Annotated in this window: 14 protein-coding genes, 1 tRNA gene and 1 riboswitch; of the genes, 6 read left to right on the top strand and 9 right to left on the bottom strand. The window is 60.7% G+C overall.

Features of this window, described 5'->3' with window-relative positions:
* Nucleotides 1-13 precede the first annotated feature (13 nt).
* The 3 genes from glpX (at nt 14) to ACOQOT_RS08210 (ending at nt 2,972) form a co-directional block, all read left to right on the top strand.
* On the top strand, nt 14-994 hold the full coding sequence (glpX, locus tag ACOQOT_RS08220; protein ID WP_420561845.1) for a class II fructose-bisphosphatase: 981 nt from the start codon (nt 14-16) through the stop codon (nt 992-994).
* A 16-nt stretch (nt 995-1,010) separates the two neighbouring features.
* Nucleotides 1,011-2,831, top strand: coding sequence for a single-stranded-DNA-specific exonuclease RecJ (recJ, locus tag ACOQOT_RS08215; RefSeq protein WP_420561844.1), 1,821 nt, complete (start codon nt 1,011-1,013; stop codon nt 2,829-2,831).
* A 66-nt stretch (nt 2,832-2,897) separates the two neighbouring features.
* Nucleotides 2,898-2,972 (top strand) — tRNA-Glu (locus tag ACOQOT_RS08210).
* A gap of 111 nt (nt 2,973-3,083) precedes the next feature.
* Here ACOQOT_RS08210 and ACOQOT_RS08205 read toward each other — a convergent pair.
* Both ACOQOT_RS08205 and ACOQOT_RS08200 read right to left on the bottom strand, forming a co-directional pair.
* Nucleotides 3,084-3,671, bottom strand: coding sequence for a PAS domain-containing protein (locus ACOQOT_RS08205; RefSeq protein WP_420561843.1), 588 nt, complete (start codon nt 3,669-3,671; stop codon nt 3,084-3,086).
* Between the two features lie 165 nt (nt 3,672-3,836).
* Entirely contained in the window at nt 3,837-4,424 is a 588-nt protein-coding gene (locus tag ACOQOT_RS08200; protein ID WP_420561842.1) for a PAS domain-containing protein, read from the bottom strand.
* 130 nt (nt 4,425-4,554) lie between these two features.
* Nucleotides 4,555-4,753: riboswitch (yybP-ykoY riboswitch) on the top strand.
* 4 nt (nt 4,754-4,757) lie between these two features.
* On the opposite strand from ACOQOT_RS08200, the gene ACOQOT_RS08195 reads away from it, so the two are divergent.
* The gene (locus ACOQOT_RS08195) at nt 4,758-5,036 is read left to right on the top strand and encodes a TMEM165/GDT1 family protein (RefSeq protein ID WP_420561841.1); all 279 of its coding nucleotides are present in this window, start codon (nt 4,758-4,760) and stop codon (nt 5,034-5,036) included.
* A 5-nt stretch (nt 5,037-5,041) separates the two neighbouring features.
* On the opposite strand, the gene ACOQOT_RS08190 is transcribed toward ACOQOT_RS08195, so the two are convergent.
* From ACOQOT_RS08190 to ACOQOT_RS08170, 5 genes are all read right to left on the bottom strand, one after another.
* Nucleotides 5,042-5,614, bottom strand: a complete 573-nt coding sequence (locus tag ACOQOT_RS08190) for a YceI family protein (RefSeq protein WP_420561840.1) — start codon at nt 5,612-5,614, stop codon at nt 5,042-5,044.
* Between the two features lie 10 nt (nt 5,615-5,624).
* Nucleotides 5,625-6,206: a cytochrome b gene (locus ACOQOT_RS08185; protein ID WP_420561839.1), complete on the bottom strand. Its 582-nt coding sequence runs from the start codon at nt 6,204-6,206 to the stop codon at nt 5,625-5,627.
* Complete coding sequence (locus ACOQOT_RS08180; protein WP_420561838.1) at nt 6,203-6,880, bottom strand: hypothetical protein; 678 nt, start codon at nt 6,878-6,880, stop codon at nt 6,203-6,205. Before ACOQOT_RS08180 ends, ACOQOT_RS08185 begins: the two co-directional genes overlap by 4 nt.
* 118 nt (nt 6,881-6,998) lie before the next feature.
* Nucleotides 6,999-7,412, bottom strand: coding sequence for a hypothetical protein (locus tag ACOQOT_RS08175; protein WP_420561837.1), 414 nt, complete (start codon nt 7,410-7,412; stop codon nt 6,999-7,001).
* A gap of 111 nt (nt 7,413-7,523) precedes the next feature.
* A complete protein-coding gene (locus tag ACOQOT_RS08170; RefSeq protein ID WP_420561836.1) occupies nt 7,524-7,943 on the bottom strand; it encodes a VOC family protein in 420 nt (139 codons plus the stop codon).
* Between the two features lie 98 nt (nt 7,944-8,041).
* Between ACOQOT_RS08170 and ACOQOT_RS08165 the strand changes: the two genes are divergently transcribed.
* Complete coding sequence (locus tag ACOQOT_RS08165; RefSeq protein WP_420561835.1) at nt 8,042-8,782, top strand: SIR2 family NAD-dependent protein deacylase; 741 nt, start codon at nt 8,042-8,044, stop codon at nt 8,780-8,782.
* Nucleotides 8,783-8,784: 2 nt separating this feature from the next.
* Here ACOQOT_RS08165 and ACOQOT_RS08160 read toward each other — a convergent pair whose 3' ends face one another.
* Entirely contained in the window at nt 8,785-9,273 is a 489-nt protein-coding gene (locus tag ACOQOT_RS08160) for a VOC family protein (protein ID WP_420561834.1), read from the bottom strand.
* A gap of 35 nt (nt 9,274-9,308) precedes the next feature.
* Nucleotides 9,309-10,043, bottom strand: coding sequence for an SDR family oxidoreductase (locus tag ACOQOT_RS08155; RefSeq protein WP_420561833.1), 735 nt, complete (start codon nt 10,041-10,043; stop codon nt 9,309-9,311).
* A 109-nt stretch (nt 10,044-10,152) separates the two neighbouring features.
* On the opposite strand from ACOQOT_RS08155, the gene ACOQOT_RS08150 reads away from it, so the two are divergent.
* Nucleotides 10,153-11,760, top strand: coding sequence for an alpha-amylase family glycosyl hydrolase (locus ACOQOT_RS08150; RefSeq protein ID WP_420561832.1), 1,608 nt, complete (start codon nt 10,153-10,155; stop codon nt 11,758-11,760).
* The last annotated feature ends 120 nt before the right edge of the window (nt 11,761-11,880 follow it).

The following is an 11,880-nucleotide window of genomic DNA, read 5'->3' as shown; positions in this document are numbered from 1 at the left end:
GACGGGGACTAGAATGGCAGGCAAGACGGTTGGATTGAGCCGCACATTGGCATTGGAACTGGCGCGCGTGACGGAACGCGGCGCAGTGGCGGCGGCATATCTGGCCGGCCGCGGCGACGAAAAAGCCGCGGACCAGGCTGCCGTGGACGCGATCCGCAAGGAACTGAACTCGCTGGAGATCGACGGTGTGGTCGTGATTGGCGAGGGCGAGCGCGACGAAGCGCCGATGCTTTATATCGGCGAGAAAGTCGGCACCGGTAAAGGTCCGAAAGTGGATATCGCGCTCGATCCTCTGGAAGGTACGACGCTGACGGCGAAGAACATGCCGAACGCCATGGCCGTGGTGGCGATGGCCGAAGGCGGCAGCCTTTTGAACGCGCCCGACGTTTACATGGACAAGATCGCCATTGGCGGCGGTTTGCCCGAAGGCGTGGTCGATCTCGACCGCAGCCCGACCGAAAACGTGCAGGCGCTTGCCAAAGCCAAGGGCGTCGATGTGAGCCATATCACGGCCTGTATCCTCGACCGCCCGCGTCATGCCGATATTATCCGCGAAGTGCGTGAGGCCGGCGCGAAAGTGACGCTGATCACCGACGGGGATATTGCCGGCGTTATTGCAACGACGGATGCGTCGACCGGCATCGACATTTACCTCGGCATCGGCGGGGCGCCGGAAGGCGTGCTTGCCGCTGCAGCGCTGCGCTGCATCGGCGGCCAGATGCAGGGCCGTCTCGTGACCAACAATGAAGAGCAGAAGGCGCGTGCCGCGCGCATGGGGATCGAGGATTTCAACCGTAAATACAATATGGAAGAAATGGCCTCGGGCGATGTGATCTTTGCGGCGACCGGCGTAACGGACGGCTCGATGCTCGAAGGCATCCATTTCAATGGCGGTGCCGTTTCGACCCATACGATCGTGATGCGGTCTTCGACGGGCACGGTGCGTTCGATCAAGGCGACGCACACGCAGATGGAAAAGTTCGTCAAACCCTGATCCTGAAGGAGAGCGAGTGAACGGCGTCAAGCCAGAGGCGAAAGGCGCGGCAGGCGCCGCCTTTCTAGGCGTCGAGCGCTCGCTCACGGGTAAAAGATGGGCGAGCCGGGTTGAAGACGACCGGCTCGCGCTTACCCTTTCCCAGCGGCACGATTTGCCCGAACTGCTGGCGCGTGTGCTTGCGGGCCGCGGCGTCGGGCTCGATGAAGCGCCTAAATTTCTCGAGCCCTCTATTCGCGGCTATATGCCGGACCCTTCCGTTCTCACCGATATGGACAAGGCAGCGGAGCGCGCCGCCAAGGCCATCATGTCGGGTGAGAGCATGGCCGTCTTCGGTGATTATGACGTGGACGGGGCGACGTCTTCGGCCTTGCTCATCCGCTATTGCCGGGCCGTGGGCGCGCCGCTGCGCTATTACATTCCCGACCGCATCAAGGAAGGCTATGGCCCCAATGCTCCGGCGCTTCTGCGCCTGCGCAAAGAGGGGGTGAAGCTGGTGCTGACCGTCGATTGCGGCACCATGGCGCATAAGGCGCTCGGTCAGGCGAAAGAAGCGGGCCTGCATGTACTTGTTCTCGACCACCACCAGGCCGAGCCTGCGCTGCCGCCCGTCACCGCGCTCGTCAATCCCAACCGGCTCGACGATGAAAGCGGGCTCGGCCAGCTGGCCGCCGTGGGCGTGACGTTTCTTTTCATCGTGGCGCTCAACCGGGCGCTCAGGCAGGCGGGCTGGTTTAACGGTGAGCGGGAAGAGCCGGATCTCTTGCAATGGCTCGATCTTGTGGCGCTCGGCACCGTCTGCGATGTGGTGCCGCTGACGGGGCTCAACCGGGCTTTCGTCGCGCAGGGCCTGAAAGTGATGGCGCGGCGCGCCAATCCCGGGATTGCGGCTCTTGCCGATGTCAGCCGTTTGGACGGGCTTCCCTCGACTTACCATGCAGGCTTTTTGCTCGGCCCCCGCGTCAATGCGGGCGGGCGTGTCGGGCGCGCCGATTTCGGCACGCGGCTGCTTTCGACGGATGATCCCGTGGAAGCCGCGCAGATCGCCGAGGAACTCGACCGCTATAACAAGGAGCGCCAGGCGATCGAGGCGGAGGTGCTGGAAGAGGCGATGGGGCGCATCGAGGCACGCTTGCAGCAGGAACGGCGCAACACGTTGCCGCCGCTCATCATGGCCCATAGCGAGGGCTGGCATCCCGGCGTTATCGGCATCGTGGCGAGCCGTATCAAGGACCGTTGGGACCGGCCGAGTTTCGTCATCGCCGTCGATGAAAAAGGCGAGGGTAAGGGCTCGGGCCGCTCGGTGCCCGGCGTCGATATGGGCCGGGCGGTGACGGCGGCGCTCGAGGAAGGACTGCTCGTCAATGGCGGCGGTCACGCTATGGCGGCGGGCCTCACGGTGAAGGCAGGCAAGATAGAGGCGCTGGAGGCCTTTCTGAGCGCCCGTATGGAGGTGGATGTGGAAGCGGCGGCCAGTGACCGGCGGCTGACGCTGGACGGCGCGCTCGTGCCCAAGGCGGCGACGCGCGCGACGCTGGAAATGATCGAGCGGGCCGGGCCTTACGGCGCTGGCAATGCCGAGCCGCGATTCGCGCTGCCGCGATTGCGGCTGATCCGCGCGCGTGTTGTCGGCCAGAACCATGTCAGCTGCATTCTTTCCGGCGAGGATGGCGGCACGATCAAGGGAATCGCATTCCGTGCGGCGGAAGGCCCCCTCGGACAGGCGCTTCTGGACGGTCATAGAGGGCTTTATCACGTCGCCGGACGGCTTAAAGCGGACGATTGGCAGGGCCGGAAAGGCGTCCAGCTGCACATTGACGATTTAAGTGCAGTTTAATGGCATTTTCGCCCAGGGACCGGCTTGCAATATAGCGAAATACCCCCTATAAGCTGCCCTCGCCGGGCGCCCTTCGTCTATCGGTTAGGACGCCAGATTTTCAATCTGGAAAGACGGGTTCGACTCCCGTAGGGCGTGCCACTTTCTCCCCCGGCGGCACCGACAAGGCCTCGCAACGAGGCTGGAAACCGGGCCGGGGAAGGGCGAGTTCTCCAAAATATTTTTAGCTAGCCGCGGCGTGCGCTACGGGTCTCAGGAAACCGGTTGGTATTCCGCGAAGACGATGATCTGCAAGCGGTCCTCGTCATCCGTGGCGAGCGGGGCGGCCATCATCTCCGCATCCTTGAAGGTGCGTTCTTCGTGGCTCACCTTGCCGCTGATGCGGATAGGCGCGCCGGCAAGAAGAACGGCGGCGGCATAGCAATCGAAGCGTGTGGCTTGCTCAAGCGGCAGACACTCGCGGATGAATTGCCGGTGCATCTTGCCATAGACCTGCTCGATATTGTCCCCGGCAATCCGGCAATAGAGATTGAGGGGAGCAGTCGCGCTCCGGTTCACTTCGAAAAGGCCGACATTCGGCAATTGCGCGGAAAGCTCGACGGGACTGATGTCGCGCCGGTGCGGAAAGGCGCCGTCCTTGCATTTCGAGAGCCAATATTTGTAGCCCGTTTCGGGGATATCGTAGCGGAAGCTGAGTGCCGTATCGATGAAGCTGGGCGGCGAAAAACTTTCGCAGCGCGTGATCACCGCGTCCAAACTTTGCGGGATTTGATCATGTTCGTCTTGCCGCGGTCCGCTCTGCGCGCCCGTGCCGATAGTCGATTGGAATGTCGATGACATTGTTCCCCCCGGCGAGCTTTTATCAAATCAAACGGAATATTCCGCAAATTGAGAACAAATACTCGCTCCTCTCCGACTCACAGTCAGATCATGAAACCGTAAGTTTCACAGGTCAAGAAGGCTCTGAGTATTTGGTAAAGAGGAATTAACCAAATAAAGGTGCGGTCAGCTATCCATACGGAATTCGGCAAAAACCAGCGAGGTAATGGAATTCGTTTCGCTGTTGGTCAGCGGCGCGAACAGGCACTCGATATAGAGATAGCTTTTTTCCTCATAGGCAATGCGGCTGGTAATACGCAGCGGCGCTTTTGCCACCCACAATGCCCGGAAGATGACCTGCCAGCGCGCGAAGATTTCAGGCGGCAGCCGCTTTCGAAGGTCCTGCCGGCTCATCATGCCGAACACCCGCTCGATCTCGGCACCTGCCAGACGGCTGAAAAGCTCGATGCCGCCATTTTCGTTTTCGGTAACGTCGATCAGGGCGACCGTGGGCAGATATTTGGTGATTTCCGCCGGGCTGATGGCCGAGCGGGGCGGAACGGGGGTTTCTTCCGTGCGCTTGGAATTCCAATACCCGAGGCCTGCTGCGGGCACGCGATATTCGAAGGCCAGTGCGGGATCGATCAGAATGGGCGGATTGAGCTCGCCGGCGCGCGCGATCTGCTCTTTCAATTCTTCGGATATCGGTTCGTCTTTTCTTGTTGAATTGAAGTACTTACCGCCTTCTGGCGCGCAGTCGGAACTGCAATTCATACCGCGTCTCCTTAATCCCCCAACTCGCGAGCGCTCTTGATTGAAAGAGCATGGGATGTACTACCTAGAACTGCAAATAAAAACTTCACTTTATAAATCTCTTCTTGATCGCTCCGGCGGCTTGAACTATCCAAAGCGCACCTTAGGGGAGTAGCCGCCCTCCTGTTTTGGGAGGGGCGCATGTCAACATAATTGGCGGGCATATCCGCCATGGCATGTGCGCGACGCAGAAGCATTGCCTTTTGCAGGTTGGCGAGACCGACGGCTTTACCGCTCGTGCTGGGCTGGGCGGGTGTAAAGCCGCGTCTCGTTCTCCGGCCCTTGGGAGCATTCATGTCACAATTAGCCGCGATGTTTATCGCCGTCTTTCTTGCAGAGCTTGGAGACAAAACGCAGCTCGCTACGGTTTTGTTCGCCTCGAGCCGCGAGGTCTCGCCGTTTCTCGTTTTCATGGTGGCGGCAGCGGCGCTGACCGCTTCGACGGCCATGGCGGTTTTCGCCGGGCATTTTGCCGGGGAGTATCTTGCCCGCCTGCCGCTGAAGCTGATTGCGGGCTCGGGCTTCGTACTGCTCGGCCTATGGACGATCTACAGCCATTTTGCGGAGATGTGAGCGGGTCACCGGGTTGCCGTCACGTCCACATGGACGGTGACGTGCAGCCCGGCAATGCCGGGCGCGGCCATTTCCCCTTCGCCGACCTTGAAGGCAAGGCGGTCGATCCCGGTGCTGCCTTTCGCATGGGCGGTGTTGCCGTCAATGTCGAGGGTGAAGGGCAGGGCGAGGGGATTGGCGATGCCTTTCAGGGTCAGCGTTCCTTCCGCCACATATTTATTACCTTCCAGATGGCGCACCTTCTGCGACTGGAAGACGGCCATGGGGAAGTTCGAGGAATTGAACCACTGGCTGCTGGGCAGCGCGCCGTCGCGGTCGCCTGCGCCGGTCTTCACGCTTGCGGTGTCGATCTCGGCGCGGATGGAGGCGGTTTCCAGATTTTCCGGATCGAGCGTGATGTCGGCGGTGAAATTTTCAAAGCGCCCGGTGAACGGCGTGCTGCCCTGCGTTGCCTCAAAGGTCACTGCGCTTTCCTCTTTGACAAGCGTCCATTCCGAGGCCTGCGCGGCGGCAGCGCCGAACAGGAAGACGGTCAGGCAAAGCGAGAGAAGGCGGGCAAGGCGGCGCGTGGGAAACATGGGCAATCCTTTATGAGGGGCGGCGCATCCAGGGGGCCATGCGCGTGAGGACCGTGTCCTTGAGCATATAGTGATGGCGCAGCGCAGCTGCTGCATGCAGACCGATCAGCGCAAGGGCTGCCCAGACGAGAATTTCATGCACTTCATGCGCAATGTCTTCGTAAAGCGCCTTATCGGGGCTCTGCGTGACAAAGCCCAAATGCGGCCATTCGAAGAGGCCGAAATAGAGGGTGGGAATATTGTAGGGCGAGGCGGAGACCATCACCCAGCCTGAGAGCGGCAGGAGAAGGAGCGCGGCATAAAAACCGTAATGCGTGGCGCTGGCAGCAAACCGCTCCCAGCGCGGCATATGGGCCGGCAGGGCGGGCGTGGGATTGCTGATGCGCCAGAGGAGCCTAAGAACGACGAGCACCAGAATGCTCAGCCCCAGGGACTTGTGAAACTGGAAAAGCGGATAGACCAGCGGGTCGCCCTTCGGCAGCCAGTCCATATAGAAACCGACACCCAGCATGGTGAGCACGGCGAGCGCGATCAGCCAATGCAGCGTCACGGCGACGGCCCCATAGGCCTCGGGCGTATTGCGCAGTTTCATTCTTCCGGTTTGCCTATCGTGCTTGCAACGGGAGCGGGGGTCCAGAAACTGGGCACCCATTGGCGGGCTCTGGCGCGGCCGAGCAGCTCTTGCCTGTCGGAGAGCATGGCTCGGGCGCGGTTCAAGAGTTCCGTGTCGTTTTCCTGCGCGCCCAAGGAAAGGCGCATGGGGTTCACGTCATAAAGGTGGAGCCAGCTGCCAAGGTCCACTGGGTCTTCGCTCGGCCCCACACCTGCCACATAAAGCGCGATGAGCGTGCGCTGAGCCTCGAAGGTGCCGGCTTCCGCCGCCCGTTCGATCCAGGTCACGCCCTGGGTGAAGTCCGGATCGGCGCGCAGCTTTTCCGCATTTGGCAGGGCAGTGGCGGCATTCTGCGGCATGCCGGCGAGGCGGAGCTGGCAAATGCCGAGGGCGAGCTGCGCCTGTTCGAAGCCGCGCCCCCGTGTGGCGAGCGGTTTCAGCCGGTCGATCGCGCCGTCGCATTCCCCGTCGTTTTTGAGGCGGAAGCCTTCCCAGTAAAATTCATTCGGATCGCGGTAATTCGCCCGCTCGCGCACCTCCAGATAGCCGGGGCGGCGCGGATCGTTCGGCAAGCCTTGGGCGCCTGCCTGCAGGGCCACCAGACAGGACAGCGTCAGGCCCAGCGCGACAGCCGGGGCAAAAGCTCTAAGCAAAACCGTTGGTCCATGCCGGTTGAACATGGACCAAGGTTATAGGGTCTTGAAGGAGGGGGCAATTGGCCACTTTTCATCGCTGCCAAGCGGTTACTTGCCCCGGCCTCAACACCCGGCCTCAATAGAAGTGGATGAGATATTGGCTGCCGCGCAGCACGTAGGAATGGCCGCGGCCATTATAGCACATGGTGCCGCCGAGCTTCGCCGGGCGCCCGCGCCAATAGCCGTCCCGGTAAACGGGGTGACAGGGGCGCTTTCCATAGGAGCGGTAGTAATGATTGCCCCAGCCGCCGCCATGATAGGAGTGGCGGTAATAGCGCTTGTAATGCTTGGGCGCATAGTGATGACGCTTGGCGATATAGGGCCGGTGGTGTTTGTAATACCGCTTGTGATGATGCTGCCTGTAGCCGTAACCGTGGTTCCAGCCAACTGAGACACCAATATTCACATCGCCTGCGCGGGCAGACTGCGCGTTGGCGCCGAACGTGGTCAGAGCGAAAACACCGGCAAGTACGAGCGCGAGTTTTTTCATGGGGGAACCTCTTCGACTCATCGTTGCGGGATGAGGAAAGAATGTTGCCCGTTGGCTGAACGCCTTATGAACCGCTTGTTCAGCTAGGCTCGTACCTGCCGCTTATGAGGCTTACCAGTGCCCGGTATTTTCCATGCTCGCCCAGGGCTCTTTCGCCGGCAGCGGGCTGCCCTTCTGCAGAAGTTCGATTGAGACGTTGTCGGGCGAACGCACGAAAGCCATGCGCCCGTCACGCGGCGGACGGTTGATGGTGACGCCCTGATCCATCAGCTTCTGGCAGGTCTCGTAAATGTCATCGACCTGATAAGCGAGATGGCCGAAATTGCGTCCTTCGCCGAGCTCCTCTGGGTCCCAGTTGTAGGTCAGCTCGATCTGCGCATCTTCCTGGCCGGGAGGCGCCAGAAAGACCAGCGAAAACCGGCCTTCTTCGATGTCGAAGCGGCCCATGTTTTTCAGGCCGAGCTTGTTGCAGTAAAAATCGAGCGAGGCATCGAGGTCGCTGACGCGGACCATGGTATGGAGATAACGCATGAGCATCCTATAATCAGGTCGAATTTGGCCGCATGATCCAGCAAATGGCCCGCAGGGTCAAAAAAGAAACGGTGAACGGAAAACGACGGGAAGAGGCAATGAGCCAGGAACTGAAACGGGCAATCGAGGAAAGCTACCGCGTGGTGGTTTTTACCGGGGCGGGGATCAGCACAGAATCCGGTATTCCCGATTTCCGCAGCCCAACGGGGCTTTGGAAGAAATATGCGCCCATCGATTTCCAGGAATTCATGGCCTCGGCCGATATGCGCGCGGAAGCCTGGCGGCGTAAATTCGAAATGGACAAGACCATGGCGAAGGCCGCGCCCAACAAGGGCCATATGGCGATCGCCAAATGGGTGGGCGAGGGCAAGGTAAGCCATGTCATCACGCAGAATGTGGACGGGCTGCACCACGTTTCCGGCGTGCCGGAAGACAAGATCATCGAACTGCACGGCAATGCGACCTATGCAACCTGCCTCGGCTGCGGGCTGCGCCATGAGCTCGATGAGGTCCGCGCTTTGTTCGAAACCTCGGGCGCCGCGCCCGACTGCCGGGACTGCGGCGGTATCGTCAAATCGGCGACGATCTCCTTCGGTCAGGCCATGCCGGAAAAGGAAATGGAGCGGGCCCATGAGGCAACGCTGGGCTGCGATCTCTTTCTGGCCATCGGCTCGTCCCTGCAAGTGTTCCCGGCGGCGGGCTTTCCCATTCTGGCCAAGCGCAACGGCGCGCGGCTGATCATTCTCAACCGGGAAGAAACGGATATGGACGAGATTGCCGATCTCGTTTTGCATGAAGAAATCGGCCCGACGCTGCGCACCGCCGCCATGCTGAACTGAGATCAGTCCAGTGCGCCAAACGGGTTTTCAAAACGGGTGAGGCGCGCCCATTCGGCTTCAATGCGCTCGCGCTGCGCACGGCGGGCAACGAGCTCCAGGCGCAGCCCGTCCGGATCGCTGAAAAAGGTCGCGTAATAATCCGGCGCATAGTCAGTGTGATAGGCGGGCTCGCTTGCCTCGATCCCGGCGGCTTTCAACTGATGCCAGGCTTCTTTCAGCGCCGCTTCGTCTTTCACCTGCAGGCAAAGGTGATGCAACCCCGGCTGATAGGGATCATGGGCGGGGGCATGGGGAGAGGCCGGGCGGATGGAAATCTGCATCACCTTGTTGAAGTAATGATAATGCGGCGCTCCGGCGATTTTCATGTCGCCGCGCCGGAAATCCAGAATGCCGAATACCGTGTCGTAAAAGCGCATGGACCGCTCGATATCCGAGACGGATAAATAGAGATGGTCCATGGCGGTCACTTCGACGGGATTTTCCGAAAGCATGGGCGATGTCCTTATGCGGCCTGACCTTTGTGCCTTTAGCGGGCGCTTGCCCAGCCGCCGGCAAGGGGAATGATCTGCCCGGTGATGAAGCTGGAATTCTCGCTGGCAAGATAGGTGAGAAGGGAGGCGGCTTCTTCGGGCTTGCCTAGGCGGCCCATGGGAATGTTCTTCAAAATGCGCGCGGCCTTGTCCGGATCGGCCATGAGCTCGGGCGGGAAATAATCCGGGTTGTCCACGAAATTGGGGGCAACGGCGTTCACCTGAATATTGTCGGCGGCAAGCTCCACCGCCAACGTACGGGCAAGCGCATTGGCCGCGCCGCGCGCCGACACATAGACCGAATAATTGCGCAGGCCATTGAGCGGCGCAGCGGAAGTGTTGAAAATGATTTTACCGCTGCCTTGTTTTTTCATTTGCGGCACAGCGGCGCGGGCCATGGCATAGGCTTTGAAAAAGAGCGCCTCGAAAGTTTCGGCAAGGAGCGTGTCGCTTGCTTCTTCCACGGCGGCGCGGTGCGCGGGATAGGCGTCATTATTGATGAGCACGTCGAGCGCGCCGCCTTTCTCCACCACCTCTGTCACCAAAGTGTCAGGCGAGCCTGGTACCAGCGCCGTTGCGCCGGGGCAGGCTTTTTCATAAGCGCCGCGTTTGCCGTCATCGGTGAAATCGGGATCCGTGCCGAAGACTTTGTAGCCTTCCTCCAGCAGCGCTTTCGTGCCGGGCATGCCGATGAAGCGGGTGACGTCGGTGATCAGAACGGTGCGGGGCAAAACGGCTTCTCCCTTTCTCGCGGCCAGGCTGTGCAGCCTTGCCGATTTACGCATGAGCGCGATTGTTATTATGCTGGCAGGATCATAAGCGGGAGGAAGAGGCGTCACAATGAACGATGTAACAGGCGGCGAACAAGCCTGGTGGAAAGGGGCGATTGTTTATCAGATCTACCCGCGCAGCTTTTGCGATACGAATGGGGACGGGATCGGTGATCTGGCGGGCTTGCGCAGTAAGCTCGATTATGTGGAAAAGCTGGGGGCGGACGCGCTCTGGCTCTCGCCGGTCTATCCTTCGCCGGACCGGGATTATGGCTATGACGTGTCGGATTATTGCGATATCGACCCGAAATTCGGCACGCTCGCCGAATTCGACACGCTGGTGAAAGACCTGCACGGGCGCGGGCTGAAGCTCATTCTCGATCAGGTGCTCAGCCACACCTCGGACCAGCATCCCTGGTTTCAGGAAGGTTTGCTTTCGCGGGATAACGCCAAGAAGGATTGGTATGTCTGGGCGGAAGCGAAGGAAGACGGCACGGTGCCGAACAATTGGCTCAGCGCCTTTGGCGGGGCCGCCTGGTCCTGGCATCCGCTGCGCCGGCAATATTACTTTCACAAGTTTCTGCGCCAGCAACCGAAGCTGAATTTCCACAATAAAGACGTCGTCAAAGCGGTGATGGATGTGCTGCGCTTCTGGCTGGAGCGCGGGGCGGACGGGTTCCGCCTCGATGTGGCGAACAGTTTCGTCCATGACGAAAAGCTCACCGACAACCCGCCCTTGCCGATGGAGGAACGCTCTTTCCTCGATTGGGCCCATGCGCCGCGCCTGCAGCAGCATATCCATGATGCCAATACGCTGGAAAACGAATGGTCGATGCGCGAGGTGCGCCGCGTGATGGACGATTATGAAGGAAGCTGGGCGTTCGGCGAGTTTTCCGAAGAGCCGAAGCGCCTGCCGCTTTATGCGGGCGAGCCGGGCAAGCTGCATACGGGCTATACGTTTCATTTCCTGGAAAGCTGGTCTTTCGAACCCGCGACCTTCCGTGCTTATTACGAAGACGTGCTGGCGGCGGCGCCCGATCTTTGGCCCTGCGTGACCTTTTCCAATCATGACGTGATCCGCACGGTGACGCGCTGGGGCGGCGGCGCGGGGGATGACGAGCTTGCAAAACTTTGCCTGCTCATTCTCCTGACATTGCGCGGTACGGTGCTGATGTATCAGGGCGAGGAGCTTGGTCTGCCGGAGGCCGATCTGGCGCGCGAGGACATTCGGGACCCGGTGGGCGATCTCTATTTTCCCTTCGCCAAAGGGCGCGACGGCTGCCGCACGCCGATACCCTGGGAAGAAGGAAAACCTCATGCGGGCTTTACCTCCGGCACGCCCTGGCTACCGATGCCCGAGAGCCACTTAACCCGCAGCGTGGAGGCGCAGGAAAAAGACCTGACTTCTGTGCTGCATTTCACCCGCGCGGCAATCGCCTTGCGCAAAAGCGATGCGGCGCTCACCTGGGGGGCCATCCGTTTCGAGGAAGGGCCGGACGGTGTCCTGATTTATGAGCGCGCTCATGAAGACGAGAAACGGTGCTGTCTTTTCAATCTCACACGGGAGGTGCGGCACGTTCCGGCGGAGGGCGAGGTGTTGTTCCAGACGGGCGTGGGGAGCTTGAGCGAGGGGACGCTGGAGCTTGGGGCCCATGCGGGTGTCGTGATGAAGGTGTGAGTGCCGGGCTGCAAAAGCTGCATGGACCCCGGCACGGGGGCCGGGGGTGACAGCTTCTATTAAAGGCCGAGGTTGCGCGACACACTCCAGCTGTACGGCACACTAAACCGTCACCCCGGG

It is taken from the genome of Tepidicaulis sp. (assembly GCF_965222285.1).
GTDB lineage: Bacteria > Pseudomonadota > Alphaproteobacteria > Parvibaculales > Parvibaculaceae > Tepidicaulis.
Note: the sequence above shows the minus strand (reverse complement) of the source record. Positions and strands in the feature narration are given on the sequence as shown.